Annotated in this window: 14 protein-coding genes; 8 read left to right on the top strand and 6 right to left on the bottom strand. The window is 51.7% G+C overall.

Annotated elements, in window-relative coordinates:
* Positions 1 to 40: 40 nt before the first annotated feature.
* A complete protein-coding gene (locus H6624_04990; protein MCB9083674.1) occupies positions 41 to 445 on the top strand; it encodes a hypothetical protein in 405 nt (134 codons plus the stop codon).
* A gap of 12 nt (positions 446 to 457) precedes the next feature.
* On the opposite strand, the gene H6624_04985 is transcribed toward H6624_04990, so the two are convergent.
* Entirely contained in the window at positions 458 to 1663 is a 1206-nt protein-coding gene (locus tag H6624_04985) for a thioredoxin domain-containing protein (protein ID MCB9083673.1), read from the bottom strand.
* A 169-nt stretch (positions 1664 to 1832) separates the two neighbouring features.
* Between H6624_04985 and H6624_04980 the strand changes: the two genes are divergently transcribed.
* Both H6624_04980 and H6624_04975 read left to right on the top strand, forming a co-directional pair.
* Positions 1833 to 3455 carry a ChaN family lipoprotein gene (locus tag H6624_04980; protein MCB9083672.1) on the top strand — a complete coding sequence of 541 codons (1623 nt, stop codon included), beginning with the start codon at positions 1833 to 1835 and terminating at the stop codon, positions 3453 to 3455.
* Positions 3455 to 5236 carry a DUF4339 domain-containing protein gene (locus tag H6624_04975; protein MCB9083671.1) on the top strand — a complete coding sequence of 594 codons (1782 nt, stop codon included), beginning with the start codon at positions 3455 to 3457 and terminating at the stop codon, positions 5234 to 5236. The genes H6624_04980 and H6624_04975 overlap by 1 nt, the downstream gene beginning before the upstream one ends.
* A 31-nt stretch (positions 5237 to 5267) precedes the next feature.
* Here the strand turns inward: H6624_04975 and H6624_04970 are convergent, their stop codons facing one another.
* Complete coding sequence (locus H6624_04970; protein MCB9083670.1) at positions 5268 to 5558, bottom strand: HU family DNA-binding protein; 291 nt, start codon at positions 5556 to 5558, stop codon at positions 5268 to 5270.
* A gap of 140 nt (positions 5559 to 5698) precedes the next feature.
* Between H6624_04970 and argS the strand changes: the two genes are divergently transcribed.
* The 5 genes from argS to pyk all read left to right on the top strand — a co-directional run bounded on the left by argS (position 5699) and on the right by pyk (position 12356).
* Entirely contained in the window at positions 5699 to 7408 is a 1710-nt protein-coding gene (gene argS / locus H6624_04965) for an arginine--tRNA ligase (protein MCB9083669.1), read from the top strand.
* A gap of 100 nt (positions 7409 to 7508) precedes the next feature.
* Positions 7509 to 8195 (top strand): tetratricopeptide repeat protein, encoded by a 687-nt coding sequence (locus H6624_04960; GenBank protein ID MCB9083668.1) that lies wholly within the window; start codon positions 7509 to 7511, stop codon positions 8193 to 8195.
* Complete coding sequence (locus H6624_04955) at positions 8192 to 9007, top strand: hypothetical protein (GenBank protein MCB9083667.1); 816 nt, start codon at positions 8192 to 8194, stop codon at positions 9005 to 9007. Before H6624_04960 ends, H6624_04955 begins: the two co-directional genes overlap by 4 nt.
* 160 nt (positions 9008 to 9167) lie before the next feature.
* Positions 9168 to 10835 (top strand): hypothetical protein, encoded by a 1668-nt coding sequence (locus tag H6624_04950; protein ID MCB9083666.1) that lies wholly within the window; start codon positions 9168 to 9170, stop codon positions 10833 to 10835.
* A gap of 48 nt (positions 10836 to 10883) precedes the next feature.
* Complete coding sequence (gene pyk, locus H6624_04945) at positions 10884 to 12356, top strand: pyruvate kinase (protein ID MCB9083665.1); 1473 nt, start codon at positions 10884 to 10886, stop codon at positions 12354 to 12356.
* Here the strand turns inward: pyk and H6624_04940 are convergent.
* The 4 genes from H6624_04940 to H6624_04925 all read right to left on the bottom strand — a co-directional run bounded on the left by H6624_04940 (position 12353) and on the right by H6624_04925 (position 16021).
* On the bottom strand, positions 12353 to 13339 hold the full coding sequence (locus H6624_04940) for a Crp/Fnr family transcriptional regulator (GenBank protein ID MCB9083664.1): 987 nt from the start codon (positions 13337 to 13339) through the stop codon (positions 12353 to 12355). The genes pyk and H6624_04940 overlap by 4 nt on opposite strands.
* A 124-nt stretch (positions 13340 to 13463) precedes the next feature.
* Positions 13464 to 14114 carry a CoA transferase subunit B gene (locus H6624_04935; protein MCB9083663.1) on the bottom strand — a complete coding sequence of 217 codons (651 nt, stop codon included), beginning with the start codon at positions 14112 to 14114 and terminating at the stop codon, positions 13464 to 13466.
* Between the two features lie 36 nt (positions 14115 to 14150).
* The gene (locus H6624_04930; GenBank protein MCB9083662.1) at positions 14151 to 14846 is read right to left on the bottom strand and encodes a CoA transferase subunit A; all 696 of its coding nucleotides are present in this window, start codon (positions 14844 to 14846) and stop codon (positions 14151 to 14153) included.
* A complete protein-coding gene (locus H6624_04925; protein MCB9083661.1) occupies positions 14843 to 16021 on the bottom strand; it encodes a thiolase family protein in 1179 nt (392 codons plus the stop codon). The genes H6624_04930 and H6624_04925 overlap by 4 nt, the downstream gene beginning before the upstream one ends.
* Positions 16022 to 16144 lie beyond the last annotated feature (123 nt).

Raw genomic sequence — 16144 nt, 5'->3', positions numbered from 1 at the left:
AAAGGTTGGTACGGAAGGTTCTTATGGAGAGGAGCCCGTGATGAAATGGATTTTTACCGCCTTTGTTTTTCTCACTCTTTTTTTGGCTGGACAGAGCTGGGCTGCATCCGGTGCTTGTACGGTGTTTTGGTCCGAGTATCTAAAAGTCAACACCCTGGCTCAGGCCCAGCAAGAGGAGCTTCTTCAGTCGTGCAAAAAACCAGTCGCGACACTTCAGCAAGAGCTTGAATTATTGGGAGCGCAAAAGGATAAGTGCCAGTCCCTTTGCAATGGGAAGAAGACCACCCAGCCGTCTGGTCAATTATGTGATGAAATGTGCCTGTTCATCGGCACTCGTCAGGAGAGCTTTGTAAAGGGCTACTACCACGGTCTCAATCGCGGTCAGGCATCCTGCTCGAATCCAACAGATGGAGTTCCAGCTTCTGGCAATCGTGGTAGCCAATAATCGGCGGTAACACTATCGTGAGGCCGTGCCACTCAGAATATTTTTGTGGGTTCCCTCCAGGACGGGAATCAACTGCCCGCGGGGCAGTTTGCGACCATTAACATATATAGTTGGGGTGCCTTCGACCTTAGCCACTTCTCCCAATTTGGCTTGGGCCAGAATCTGTTCATGGACTTCGGCAGACTCCATACAGGCCTTGAGTTCATCAAAGTTAAGACCTAATTTTTTGGTGTACTCTTTAAGCTCCCAATCGAGCTCATCCACCGAGTGTTTGCGGTTGAGAGTTTCCTGATTGCCAAAAATCTCATCATGGAGAGCCCAGCCCTGTCCGGTTTTTTCCGCACACATCACGGCCTTGGCGAGACGACAGGATCCGCCGTCGGCTCTTGAAATGGCCTCATTGCAGGCCCCGTCCAGAGGGAACACATAGAACTGTAAACGAACATCGGTCTTGGAACGAACAAAGGCCTTGAGAGGCAAAGCAGCTTTCCTGCAGTGGCCGCAGCGGAAGTCAGCAAACTCCACAATCGTCATTTTCGCCTTGTCGGCATCTGCTCCCTTGGCCAGCAACGGATTTAAATCAAAATTTGCCGACGTATTGGCTTGCCAGTCGAGGATAGAAGCCCTTACCACCTTGTCCAGATTTTCAGCGCCGTAGTGCTGGATGATGGAGAAGTGGGAAAACACTGCCAACAAGGGGATTCCGGCCGCATAGCCGAGGAAGGATTTGTTTTCGCCAAAGGCGCTTTTGATGTCTGATCCTATATGAGAGAAGAAGGGTTCCGTTTGATTGCGGCGCAGGGCCTCGAAAGTGATGAATGAGGTGATGTAGGCCACTATGCAAAAGGGGCAATAGGTGCCCAGGTAAAACATCGATATCGAGCCCATGACCAGGGAAGTGAGGGCGACAAAGCCCGAGAGAAGGACGGTGATTCTCAGCTGGCGCCCCAGATTTTCTGTCATCCCGAAACCGTAGACTAGGAGCATCAGAAGGAGGACTAGGTTGGTGGCGGCGCCCCAGACCGCCATTGGCACTCCAAAAAGGGCCGAAAAACGGGAGGCGCTAACCGCGTCGCAATTGAATTTTTCAGAAAAGGAGCAAATCGCCTCACCTTCGGCAAAGCCCAGGTGGAGGGGGTAATAATGAAAGCTGAGGTACATATGGGCGCCAACAGCCACCAATATACTCAACAAGGCAATTCGGATTTTCCAATTCATGTGTCGCCTCCTGGATGTCTCTCCACCATCGCAGGTCATTTAACCTGAAATTCTTTTTGCCCGCAAACCTTTCTGCGTCCTTGATTTCAATATTTGGGTTTGGGAAAGTTAAGTAAGGACTGAGAATTGTTGTTGAAATAATTTTCCGCTTGGGACGGGGGAGAAATCGGTGGGATTTGACAGCCGGCAATGGCTGCTGACGCGGCAGAGACTCCTCCAGCAGCTGAAGGCCCAGGTGGCCATGCGCCTTGGTCCCCAACCCCGAGATGTCTTTGGTTATGCCCGGGAATACAAGAGGGAGTTCGATGGTCGTTGGCAGCTGTGTGGAAACGATGAAGAGCTGTCTGCCAGGCTGACGGAGACCCAGATTGTTCTTGGCGGGGACTTTCATGCATTTAGTCAGGCGCAACGCAGTCATTTGCGGTTGCTTCGCGATCTGCCGAAATCGAGATCCGTAATATTGGGCGTGGAGTGCATAGAGTCCTGTGATCAAGATGTGGTGGATTCTTTCTTGGAGGGTGAGTTGACCGAGGAGGAGTTCCTCGATCAAGTCAATTGGGCGGAACACTGGGGGTTCCCCTGGGAGAATTACAAGCCTCTTTTTGATCTTGTCCGAGAGAGGGGCTACAAGGTATTGGCCCTCAATCGTTATTTTGCTCGGCGAACGGGCTCGACTCTTCAGCAGCGAGACCGTCACGCAGCGCAAGTGATTGCCAAGGCCTTTCGCGAAGACCCCAATGGTTTGATCTATGTACTGTTCGGAGATCTTCATTTGGCGGACAACCACCTGCCACTGGCCCTCACGAAGGCGTTTAAGGGGCGGGTGCCCCCTATGGTGCGTCTTTTTCTCAACTCCGAAAGGCTTTATTTTCGCCTCGCCCGCAAAGGGGACGTGGGCCCCCAGCGGCTACTCAGAGCTTCGCGCAGTCGCTATTGTCTGTTGACCTCGCCCCCATGGGTAAAATGGCAGAGCTACTTGCTCTATTTGGAACAAACCTACGACAGAGAACTGGATGAGGATGAGGCCATTGACTACACCGATCACTTGGCGGCCCTGATAAAGTTGGCGGCAGAGGATATTGGCGTAAAGATCAAGGCCCAGGACTTTGCAGTTTATGGCCCTGAGGATGGAGATTTTCCCTCTCGGGTAGCGGGCCGCTTTGAGAGGAGTCAGGAAAGGCTACTTATCCATCTGGTGGACCATGACCGAAGCTTTTTTCTCCCTGATGGGGGGCTCTGCTATTTGTCGCGACCGACCATCAATCACGCAGCTGGCCTTGCCGGCCAGTACCTGCAAGCACGCCTGAGTGGCCGAGTTCGCCCTCCCTGGGGGATGCCTGAGGATTTTCTCGCTGCGATTTGGGTCGAGGCGATCAGCTTTTTGGTATCTAAGCTGATCAACCCCAATCGCAAGAGCGAAAGTCTACGCCAGTTGCGGCGTGAGCTGGAGGCCGGTGACCCCAAGGGGAGGGGTAGGGAAACTCTGCTGGTGGTTTTGGATCAGCGGATGAGTGAAATGATCCAGATCCACAGTAAAAAGCTTCGCCCCCGTCGTTTTAGGCCGCGTCGCAAGGTCAGCTATTTTGAAGCTGCGCGGATATTGGGTAATATGATGGGTGAACGATTGTTCCAGGCATTTAAAAAGGGGCGGCTGAGTCGAGTGGTCATGGTGGAGTTTTTCTCTCAGGACGTTTTTGCAGAGGACTTTGAGGAATTTTATTTCAAAGCCGTTAATCGCCTGGAATCCCACGATCCAGAGGGCCCGCGCAGGGGAGTCGGGGGGTGGCCCTGATGTCCCAGTGGTACTTCGTTGATGATGGCAAGGCCTGCGGCCCTTTGGGTGAGGAAGAAGTCTTGGCGGCGGTCGAAGAAGGCCGCTTAGGCCCGCTTGACTTGATTTTTCAGGAGGGTTCCGAGAAATGGCTTCCGGCCCGAGATGTGGATGAGTTTCGTGAGATCTTTCGCGCCAAGGACCAGGATGTGGATGCCCAGCCAACCTGGGTGCTGCTGCGAAAAAAGCCCAAGGCCCAGGGCGCTGGATATGTCCAATCAGGACCCTTTTCTTCCAATGAGCTGAGGGAAAAGATTGAGGCAGGCGAAGTGGATTATTCCGACTTCGTATGGAAAGAGGGAATGAAGGCCTGGCGCAAGTTGATCGACTCCAAGGAATTCAAAAAGATCTTCAAAAAGATTCCAGCGGAGATGTTGGAGGCGCAAACCATTACTAATGTCAGCATCCAGCCTGAACTTCCTGGGGAGGAACTCCTCAAAGATGTCATGCAGGGGAAAATTAAAAAGCCGGTGATGGAATTTGCCGAGCAGGGACAGGAAATGCCCCCTCTTGAGGCTGAGGGGCCAGATTTGACCAAAGAGGAAGTTCCACCCGTGTTTGAAGGCGATGAGGCGCCTCCAGCGCCCACCTCGCCCGAAACGGAGGAATTCCTTAAAGAGCGAACTCAGAAGGAACAGCAGCTCAAGGCAGGTACCAAGGGTGAGATTCCGAAGGGACCGGTAGTTGCCAAAAGGGCAACATTGGGAGACGAAATCAAAGAGGCCCTGCCCAAGGCGGTGCCGTCCTTGCCCGTGGGTCTTTTTATGACCCTTGTGGCGATAATATTTCTGGCTACCGGTGCCTGGCTGGTTTATTCCAGTTTGCCTTCCAAGGAGGAAAAAGAGGCGGCATTCCGCCAAGCCGAGCTCAACCGTCAGCAGTTGAAGAAGCGGGAGGAGGAGCGAGCCAGGCAAGAGCAAAGGGAACAGGAACGAGCCGCCAAGGAGGCCGCAGCAGCGGCAGCCCAGCCATCGGAGCCCGAACCTCCGCCAGAGCCCCCTAAACCCAAGGAATGGCCAAGGGTGGAGCCAACTTACATTCGAATTTCTCCAAAGGATTTGGCGGGAGGATCTCCTGCGGTGGAGTTTACCACTGATGGCAGTCACCATTTTCCGATTGAAATCAAAATGACAGGGGAGGCGGGGCAGATTTTGAATCGTCGGAGTTATTGGCGTCAGTGGGCCTTGCGTACAGAACCTGACAAGCCTCGAATTTTGAATCTGGCGGCTCTTCGTCTTGGTGAAGGGACTTACCAAATTGAAGCTGTCATCGGCAAAAAGGCCGCGCGCACTGAATTTTTTGTAGGCAAAAAAAGTGGTGGGTTCAACAGTGATTTGGATCAACACCGAAAGCGCATTGCTTTGTTCCACCAGAGGGAGCGCCGTCGGCTCTACCAGGCGGCCACCCACCTTAGAGACGTGGCCCGGGAGTTCGAGGGCCAGGCTTACAAGTTGGCCAGGAACCGCAGTGGCTGGAACCGCTTTTTTCGCTCTTGGTCGCAAAAAATGAAAAAGGCCTTTCGCAGCGAAATGAAGGTGAGCCCCAGCAATGTGGGCGCCTTCGTCTACCCGCAGGCCTGGATGGATCTAAAAGGTCTTTATGTGGAATTGGACCAGGCAACCCGCAAGGTTCATGGCAAAATGAATGGCAAATCCTCACCTGATGTGAGTGAGATCAGAAAGATTCAGGGGCAGCTCGCCCGCGAAGCTCAACAGGCTGCCGGCCAGACATTATGGCGCTAAAAAAATTGCGATAGTCATCCTGAGACGGGACTTACTTTTTGCGACGACCCTTTGTGACCCGCTCCTTAAAGTCCTTTCCAGGACGAAATCGGGGAACCTGTGAAGCTGGGATGGTCATTAGAGATCCGGTTTTGGGGTTGCGACCTGTGCGTGATTTGCGGTGAGATTGATCGAAGGTTCCAAAACCAACGAGCTTCACTTCCTCACCACTTGAAACTGCTTTTTGAATAATCTCAAGTGTCGCGTTGAGGAAATCCTCAGACTGGGCCTTGCTCATTTGGATTTTTTGGGACAATTGTTCAATCAGGTCCGCTTTGTTCACTCTTACCCCCATGGGATCAAACAAATTTTTTGGCAGGGTCGGCAGGGTAAGGGTCGAAGCTATCCGGGTCAAGATTTTCTCGCTGTACCGAGGGGAAAAACATTTAAAAATAAAAATTTTGCTGATACCTTAGGAAAATTATGTTGACAGCAATCAAAGAGAAAATAGTCGCAGATATCGCTCAGGAAACCTCTTTGCCCGAGGGAGAAATTCTATCCCTTCTGGAGGTTCCCAAGAGCTTGGATCATGGGCACTTGGCTATGCCGGTGTTTTTTCTTGCAAAACAGTTGCGCAAGGCACCTCCGGTAATTGCCAAGGAGTTAGCTGAAAAGTTGGCGGCGCGAAACAATCCCTTGGTGGAAAAAGTGGAGCCGGTGAGTGGCTTTGTTAATTTCCATCTCAAATCAAAGGAGTTTCAGGAAATCCTATTGCGGGCTGTCCAGGATTCAGGAGATGAACTTGGGGACCTGAAAGTCGGCCAGAATCAAACAATGATCATTGATTTTTCCTCTCCTAATGTGGCCAAACCCATGAGTATTGGGCATTTGCGGGCCACCGTGATTGGGCAGGCCATCTACAATTTGGCTAAGACCCAGGGTTACAAAGTCATTGGCCTCAATCACCTAGGGGACTGGGGAGTGCAATTTGGCAAGCTTGCCTGGGCCTTTCAGAAATGGGGAAATGAGTACGATTTTGCCAATAAACCCTTTGAGTCTCTTTTTCAGATTTACGTGCGCTTTCATGATGAGGCGGAGAAGGATGAAAGCCTCAATGCCGAAGGTTCTCTGGTATTCAAAAAACTGGAGCAGGGAGATCCGGAAATTCACGCCATTTGGCGGCAGTTTGTCGATATATCTCTTAAAGAGTACAGTCGGCTGTGGGGTCTTTTGGGCGTTGAGCACGACCTGGTGTGTGGGGAGTCCTTTTATAATGATCGCCTAAAGCCCACAGAAAAACTACTTGAAGACAAAGGGCTGCTGGAGGAGAGCGAAGGGGCCATGGTGGTGCGATTGGATGAGGACAAACTTCCGCCTTGTTTGATTCGTAAATCTGACGGAGCCTCTCTTTATGCCACCCGTGACATTGCCTCCGCCATTTACCGTATGGAAGATCTCAAATGTGACTTGAATCTCTATGTGGTAGGAGAGGATCAGACCTTGCACTTTCGCCAGGTGTTTCGGGTGATGGAGAAAATGGGTTATCCCTGGGCCAAGAATTGCCACCATATTTCCTTTGGTATGTACCGCTTTAAAGAGGGACGAATGTCGACTCGGAAAGGAAATGTAATTTTCCTGGAAGATGTCCTTAATAAAGCCATGGAAATGATGAGAGAGATTGTCGAGGAGAAAAATCCCTCTTTGTCGGCGGATGAGAAGGCCACCGTTGCTCGCCAGGTAGGTGTTGGCGCGGTGATCTTCAATGACCTCGCCAACGACCGGGTGAAAAATGTGGATTTTGATTGGGATCGGGTTCTGAGTTTTGAAGGCGACAGTGGACCCTATGTGCAATACATGAACGTGCGTTGTCTGAGTGTGTTGCGCAAGTATGGCAAGCCGGTGCCGACGGAGATGCCTGCTGTGTTGGATAGTGAATGGGAAAAGGAATTGATTCGCCTGCTGATGAAGCTCGAAGATGTTTTGAGTGGCGCCTTCCGCCAGTTTAAGCCCCACGTGGTAGCCGGATATTTGCTCGATGTCTGCCAGGCTTTTAGCCAGTTTTATCACCATTGTCGGGTGTTGGGTGAGGGTGAAGACTTGGAAAAGTCTCGAGTGGCTCTTGTATATTGCACCCAAAAAGTCCTGGCCAAAGGGCTAAAGGTCCTCAGTATTGAGGCCCCAGAGGTCATGTAGTAGCCAAATTGTCTCGAATTGAGAGGGTCTGCTAGACCTTTCCAGCCTAAACCACCGGTTTTTTTCAAAAATTGGCCGGTCTGTGCCGATAAGAGAAACGATGAGCAATCAGGTGTTTCTCTTGTTTATATCAGTTCTTTTATCAGGCGTGATTTGGTCCTACGGCGCCTTTCAATCCCATTTTAATGAAGCCCACATTTACAAGGAACAAGTCGAGATTCTTCGCCAGGCGGTGGAGCGGGAGCAGCTAAGGACGCTTTTGGCTGCCGAAAAAATGGCAGAATTTCGTCAGCAGGTGGCCACGGTTTTGCCCGAGTATTTGAAATCCAAGGGCAAAGGAGAAAAGGGCTATCCCATCCGCCAACTGGCATCGGTCACCCATTCATCCGACGCCGACAAGATTCGCGAACACATTTCGGGAGTTCTATTTGAAAGGGCCAAGGAGAAGTTTCGCGCTGGAAACTATGAAAAGGCCAATGTGATCTTTGAAAAAATCATTCAAGATTACTCCTTCTCAGTTCACGTGGCAGAGTCTTACTTTTTGTTGGCCGAGGGGCTGTTTCAAATGGGTCACCTTGAAAAGTGCGTCAAGACTGTTGAACGCATGGTGGACCTGTTCCCTGGCAATGAATTGACTGGCTTTGCCCTTTTGCGCATGGGTCGCATATTTGAAATCCAAAGGCGGCCTGAGGAAGCTTTGGAGATTTATAAAACTGTCCTTCGAAGTTTTCCTCATCGGGGAGTGGCCTCGCAGGCCGCGCGATCTTTGCGTTCGGTGGATTTATGAGGTGTCGCCACCTGGCTCTTCTTGGTGTGTTTTTGCTGGCCTCGGTTATTGATGTGCGAGTGAAGGCTGCAAAAAAAGACGCTCCGGTCAGCAATGGGCACAGCACACGAAAATCTCTGCATCACAGTGGACCAGTGGCGGAACCTCCGGACTGTGTTGTTGGTAAGACATTTCCCTGCGCCATCCAGGTGAGCGACAAAAAAAACTGGCAGTGGACGTGGCCTGACGGGAGAGTTGAATTCCGTCCGGGCACAGTTGCCGTCCTCAAAGGTCCTGGCGATGTCAAAATCATTCGCGGTGAGTTGATTCTCTACTCCAATTCGGGAGGTGCCCGGCTACGTAGCCTTTTTGGAGATGTGGCGATGAGCGAAGGAATCCTCCTGGTTCGGCGGGATGAGAATGAAGGAGCTTTAGAAGTCACGACTCTGAGGGGGGAGGCCCAGATTTTTCCCCGTGGAGGTCAGGAAAACCTTTTTGTGCCAGCAGGTTATCGCAATTGGCTGGGAGCGGTTGAGGCTAATGGCGAAGCGGGGTCGGGTATTCCCCAGGCTGCAAATAAGGAGCGATGTCTGAAAATCTGGGCTGAGTCCTTTCGTGGGGAGAAAGCTGATTTTTTTATTTTTGCGCGTGACTTCCACTCTGCCTGGATGGGTGCCGTTGATGTGGCAGGTGACCTTCACCGCGATTTGATCGCGCGAACTATTGCCTCCATGGAAGCTGAGCGCGCCCGACTGGCTCGACTCAAGGAGCTGCGCGAGCGGGAAAACCGCAAACTGCGGGCCCTTTTTCGCCGCAAAAACTACTTCGAATAGCCCGGCTGCCTAAACCAAGGTCTTGCGACAAACAGAGGGAAAGGGCCACTGGCCCGAGGTGACTACTGAGTTTGCGGGATTTCTGGGATAATATAGAATAAGCCTGATCGTTACAAGCTAACTCAGGCCATGTTTAATTGCTTTCTCAGGAGGAGAGGGTATGTCGTCAGTGAGTGGGTCCGGAGGATCGAATCGTCAGGATGAAGTGATTCGCCGAGCGCGGGAAGAACACCAGACCAAAGAGTCTGAGCTGGTTAAGAGGCACAACAAGGAAATTCGTCGGTTGAACGAAAGCCACCAGGCAGAACTTGACCGCATTAATGCCAACCATTCCCAGCAAATGGATGAGCTACGTAAAGCATCGCAAAAACAAATGTCCGTCCAGACCATGCGCCATCAAAGAGACGCCGAAGACATGCGCCGTCTTTACCAGCAGCAGGCGCAAAAATCGGCTTATGAGAATGAACGAAAAATGGATGCGCTGCGGGAGTCCATAGGCAAGGACAAGGAAACCACAGTACAAAATCAAAATGACCGATTGGAGGCCGTCAACGAGCACTACAGGGAGGTCCTCACCGGAAAGGACCAGGCCCACGAAAAGTCTCTCAGGGAAATGCGCGATTCTCAACAGGAAGCAATTGCCAGAAACCGAGAAAGTTTGGAGGCAGCCCACAAAAAGGAACTCGATGCCCTGGAAACAGACCGGCGCGAAAGGTTTGGTGATCTGCAAAAGCGCTACAACAATCTACAGGCCAGCACCACTCAGCGCCTCAAACAACAGGAAGTTCAGCACCTTAGTGACAAGCAAAGAATGTCGGACAATCTGATCGAGACAGTTTCTCGTGAGCGAAGGGCCTTTGATGACACCTTGCAAGTCCAGAGGGAGGGGTTTCAGGATTCTTTAAGAAAACAGGCTGATAGTCATGAACAGCGTTACGCCAAGGAGCGGGAGGCTATCGCCAACACCAGGGAGAACCTTAAGGCGGATTTGGGCAGTCGAATTGGCAATCAAATTCGCGGTCTCGAGCGGCAGGTTGCGGATCTCAAAGCTGTAAATGTGCGCAAAGAGCTGGAGGTCAAGCGTAAGGCAAAGCAGGAAGTGGAAAACATACGCACCTCGTACCAAAAGAATATCGACAGCTATGAAGACCAAAAAAAGGCGGCAGTGGATTTTTACAATGAGCGCAACGCCGAAGACATAAAAGACATCCGTAAAGAGTTGTCAGGACAAATGGTGGAGCAGGGCCGCTTCTACCGGCGCCAGATCTCAGTGGAGAATGCTCGCAACCGAGAGGCTATGGATCAGTTGAACACGGACTTTGAGGCCCGCCAAAATCAAACCAAACAACAGGCGGATGAGCGGGTGGCAGTGGTACGCGAGGATTCTGCCAACCAGGTGGAAAGGATGCGCGAGCACTACGAGGACAAATCAGCCACAGAACGCATCACCAAGGCTGAAGAAAATTTGGACCTCCGCCAAAAATTAGCGCAGGAAAAGACCGAAGCCATTGAGCGTATGCGAGCTCAAGTTCGGGAAGAGGAAATCCGCCACGAAAGGGAAATGAACCAACTTAAAGCCGCCTACGACAAGCGTATTGCCAAGATGAACGATGCCCGGGTTAAAGAAAACGAAGGTCAGAAAATCCGCGAAAAACGCTTGGTTAAGGATATGTCTCGGCTTCATGAGACTCAATTGGCCGGCCAGAAGGTGCAATACGAAGAGCGAATGGCCGAGATGAACGACAGGCACCAAAAGGAACTGCAGACGATTCAGCAACGCCACAATGATCGTATCGATCAAATGGCAGTTGTAACAAAGAAAACCTAACACAAGATTTGGTGTGACAGCATCTGAGAGTGCGAGTAGGTTGAGTTCATGCTAGCAAATCGACGCGTGAAAATTGTGGCAACAATTGGTCCATCCACTCGGGATCGGGCGAATCTTCGCAAAATCATCGAGTCAGGCGTGAATGTTGTTCGCCTGAATTTCTCTCACGGTAAACATGAGGAACACCTAGAGGTTATCCGCAAGGTTCGGGAGATCGCCCGCGAGCTTCAGGCTCCGGTGGCTCTGCTTCAGGATCTTCAGGGCCCAAAAATTCGTGTGGGCTTGTTCAAGGCAGGTTCAACGGAGTTGGTTCCGGGAGAATTGGTGACCTTTGATCCCCAGCTAAAGGAGGGGGAGGGGAATTTCATTCCCACTGACTTTGCAGAACTTCCCGAAGTCGTTCAGCCTGAAGCGCGCATTCTCCTTGATGATGGTTTGATGGAATTGGTGGTTCAGGAGGTTAAAGACCAAAAGGTCATCGCCAAAGTGGTCTATGGCGGTATCTTGAAGAACCGCAAAGGAATGAACCTTCCCGGCATTCCCTTGCCAGTTGAGTGTTTAACTGAAAAAGATTTGGAAGACCTGGAATTTGGTCTCAAGAACCGGGTGGACTATGTGGCTCTGAGTTTTGTCCGGCGTGGGCAGGATATCCGTAAACTTCGTGAATTGGTTGAAGAACGGACGCCAGGTACCAGGATTATCGCCAAAATTGAAATGCTTGAGGCCTTGGATCATCTGGATGAGATCGTGTCCCTCTCAGATGGAGTCATGGTGGCCCGTGGGGATCTGGCGGTCGAGGTTGGGCAGAGTCAGCTCCCTGGAGTACAAAAGAGGTTGATACATTTGTGCAATCAAATGGGTAAACCTGTGATTACCGCTACGCAAATGCTCGACTCCATGGTGGAGAATCCGCGACCCACTCGCGCTGAAATCACCGATGTGGCCAATGCCGTACTAGATGGCTCTGATGCTTTGATGCTGTCAGCAGAGACGGCCAGCGGACGCTACCCCCATCGCTGTGTGCAAACTATGCATGAAATTTCCATGGAAGCAGAAAAAACCGGCGATTATTTTTATAACATTTCCCTTGAGGATGAATTCACTGACGTGGCCCGCGCCATTGCCGCCAGTGCCTGCCTTACTGCCCAGAAGCTCAATGCCTCGGCCATTGTTTGTTTGACCACTTCGGGTAAGACGGCATCTATGATTTCCCGTTTTCGACCCAAGGCGCGGATTGTTGCTGTGACTCATATCATGGAAACCTTGAACCGGCTGGAGTTGGTCTGGGGAATCCAAACCTTTACCATTCGGCCCTATAAATCTACTGACGAGGCCATGACCCAGATCGAAGACCTTTTGATGAAGTACGGATTGGTGAACCATGGCGACCAGGTGGTCTTAACTCTTGGTGTTCCTGTTTTACTCCGCGCCAAGACCAACTCCCTCCGCGTTTTCACCATTGGCAGTGAAGGGGAGAGGATCTCCGATGTCAATCAGCTTCCCTTGCGCTTTCGGCCTTAGTGAGAAGGGACTTTCTTTAAAGTATAGACGATCTCCCAGTAGGGGACGATCTCTTCGATGTCTTTGAGAACGAAGGCCATGGTGATAATGCCGCCTTCGCCACTTTGTTTGTCCTGGGTGAGGCCCTTTTCCGACAGGCTGTCCGCATCATTTACTTGAAAGAGAAAATTCAGGTCCTTCATGCTGTTGTTCTGGATGTCGGTCAGACTGACCGTCACCTCTCCCTTGTCATTGGGAGTTTGTTTTTGCCCATAAAACCTCAAGGCTCTTAGGGCGGGGAGCTCCTTCTCTAAAACAGTGATTCTCTTGGAGTCTTCTGTGAACAAATATTTGTTATAGAAATCCACAAAGCCAGTGAGTTTGGCGTGATCAAGGATGGTGAGCCGCTGTTTGCCCTCACCTAAGTCCTCGATTTTCATGAGTCCCAAGGCCTGCAGAGTGAGCATCAGCTTTTGCATTTTATGGGTGGGTTGCTGAAAAATCTGAATGGTGTAATTGCGCAAAAGCCCCGAGGGGATCACCAGTCCCTCTTCGGCTTTCTCTCCTGCCTTAAATCCAATCAGTGAAATAATGGCGCACAGGCGAGTGATGGAGTGATCGTCGAACATTTCCGCCGACTGCGACGTGGCAGACTCCAGATTCTTGATGCGTTGGTTGGCGTTGCGCAGGTGAGAGTTGACGGTTTTCACCATGGCTTTGAGCCACTCGGGAAAGGTCTTAAACTGTGCGTGTAGGGCGGAAAATGGAAGAGCGATGACCTCTGCGTCCGCTGCCGCCATGGCGCCGGCTGAGCGGGGCTTGTTGTCAAAAAAGGCCATTTCACCGAGCATCTCACCAGCGACCAGTTCGGCAAGAGTGATCTCACTTGCCCCTTTAGCTTTGGTGATGGCGATACGCCCAGTCTTGATCACGTACATAGCGTCGGAAGGATCGCCCTCGCGGAATAGAATTTCACCCTTCTTGAGTTTGCGGACGCCGCTCAAGTTGACCTTACCCCTCAGTGATGTGATCAGGGTCGAGAGCGACCCTGTGCGTTCATCCTAAATTATGACTAAGATCAACGGGCTTTGGTACTGGACAGAGAGCCAGTACTGGTGTTGGGGACCACTAAAAGGTCATGGTCTTCACGTCATCGGCGATAGTCAAGGGAGCTGCCGTTGCCTTCTTAATGTCCTCGACATTATAGCCGGGAGCGATCTCTCGTAACATAAAACCATCGGCGGTGACATCGACCACGGCCATATCGGTGACGATGCGATCAATACAATTGACGCCGGTTAATGGGAGGTCACACTTTTCCAGCAGTTTGGAGTTTCCAGCCTTATCCATGTGTTGCATGGCAACCACAACCCGTCGTGCTCCCGCAACCAAATCCATAGCTCCGCCCATACCTTTGACCATCTTGCCTGGGATCATCCAATTGGCAATTGATCCCTCCTGGTCTACCTGCATGGCGCCTAAAACGGTCAGATTCACGTGACCCCCACGGATCATGGCAAAGCTATCCGCACTGGAGAAAAAACTGGCCCCCGGGACCGCCGTGACGGTCTGTTTGCCCGCATTAATTAAGTCCGCATCCACGTCCTCATCGGTGGGGAATGCACCCATTCCCAAAAGGCCATTTTCACTTTGCAACATGACCTGCATATTGGCGGGAATAAAGTTGGCCACCAGGGTGGGAATGCCAATTCCTAAGTTCACCACAAAACCGTCTTCCACTTCCTGGGCAATTCGCTGTGCAATTTGATCTCTGGTCAGTAACTGTCCCACTTGATCATCCTTTCAAGCCTAAGATTAGGTCTTTCTTACCGTGCGTTGTTCAATGCGCTTTTCATAGTCTGTGCCCTGAAAGATTCTTTGCACAAAAATTCCAGGCGTATGCACTTCGTCCGGGTCCAATTCGCCAATCTCAACCAGCTCCTCCACTTCGGCGACGGTGATTTTTCCAGCCGTGGCAATCATGGGATTAAAGTTGCGTGCCGTTTTGCGGAAAATCAAATTGCCGAATTTGTCACCCTTCCAGGCCTTGACCAGAGCAAAGTCGCCGACGATGCCCCTCTCCAAAATGTACCTGCGGCCATCGAACTCCTTCTCTTCTTTACCCACGGCCACAGCCGTCCCTACACCTGTTGGAGTGTAAAATCCGGGAATTCCTGCACCTCCTGCCCGTAGCCTTTCGGCCAAGGTCCCTTGCGGCACAAGCTCCACTTCCAGTTCCTTCTCCAGGAATTGGCGCTCAAAGGTGGCGTTTTCGCCGACATAGCTTGAAACCATCTTTTTGATCTGTCTGGTTTGCAGCAGAAGCCCCAAACCAAAGTCATCCACACCTGCGTTGTTGGAAACACAGGTGAGGTTTTTCACCCCCAAGTCGCGAAGGGCGGCAATGCCATTTTCTGGAATTCCGCACAGACCAAAACCACCCAGCAAAAGAGTCATCCCGTCTTGAACGTCCTTAAGGGCCTCTTTGGCATTCGGATAGACCTTGTTCATACTTTCTCCACAATCAGGGCAACGGCTTCCCCGCCACCGATACATAGACTGGCCAAGCCATACTTTTGATCCCGCTGGTGAAGGGCATGAACCAGAGTGGTAAAAATACGGGCGCCACTGGCACCAATGGGGTGACCGATCGCTACGGCACCACCATTCACGTTGACCTGATCACGGTTGATGCTCAGCTCTTTCATAGCTACCATTGTGACCACGCTAAAGGCCTCATTGATTTCCCAAAGGCCAATGTCAGAGGCCTTAAGACTGGCCATTTCCAGAGCCTTTTTCATGGCGCCGACAGGGGCTGTTGTGAACCAGTTGGGATCTTGCGCAAAAGTGGCGTGGGCCACCACTCGGGCCATGGGCTTGAGGCCTTGGGCTTTGACCACATCCTCACTTGCCAACACCACCGCAGCGCCACCGTCATTGATTTTGCTGGCATTGGCAGCGGTGATAGTGCCCGCCTTATCAAAGGCTGGGCGAAGTTCCGCCATCTTATCAAAGCGGGCCTTGCCAGGCTCTTCATCAATCTCGACCGTGACTGTGTCTCGGCGCACTTGAACCTGAACAGCCGCAATCTCGTCTTTAAACAGGCCGTCCTTTTGCGCCTTTTGGGCTCTTTCATAGGATTCAATGGCAAACTGATCCTGCTCTTCGCGGGTGATTTTGTATTCGCCAACGCAAAGTTCGGCGGCATTGCCCATGTGCCAATTGTTGTAGGGGTCCCACAGGCCATCTTTAATCATCGAGTCCATAACCTGCACATGGCCCATGCGATATCCAGCGCGGGTATTTTCCAGTAGATGTGGAGCCAGAGTCATGTTTTCCTGTCCCCCAGCCACAACTACCTCACTGTTGCCAAGGCGAATGGAATCACTTCCCAACATCACCGCTTTGAGACCAGATCCGCAAACTTTGTTGATGGTCATACAGGGAACGGAATTGGCCAGGCCGGCGGCAAGGGCTGCTTGACGGGCGGGAGCTTGTCCCACACCAGCGGTCAAAACCTCACCCATAATACACTCGCTGACACTGTCAGGCTGGATCTGGGCCTTGGCCAGAGCCGCGCGAATGGCGATGGCCCCCAGTTGAGGGGCGGGAGTGGTGGCGAATGCTCCTTGAAAACTACCAACAGGGGTTCTCTGTGCACTTACAATATAGACGTTTTGAGACATGGGGTTCCTCCTCATATTAGGCTGGAGAAAAAGTGCCGTGATTTTGAGGAATCCCGGCCGATGTTGTCAATGTTTGAGGGGTTGTGACGCGGCGGAATACTCACTGTGTCAACCGGTGGAAAC

The sequence above is a fragment of the Pseudobdellovibrionaceae bacterium genome, assembly GCA_020635075.1.
GTDB lineage: Bacteria > Bdellovibrionota > Bdellovibrionia > Bdellovibrionales > UBA1609 > JADZEO01.
This window is presented reverse-complemented; position numbering and strand designations above follow the sequence as displayed.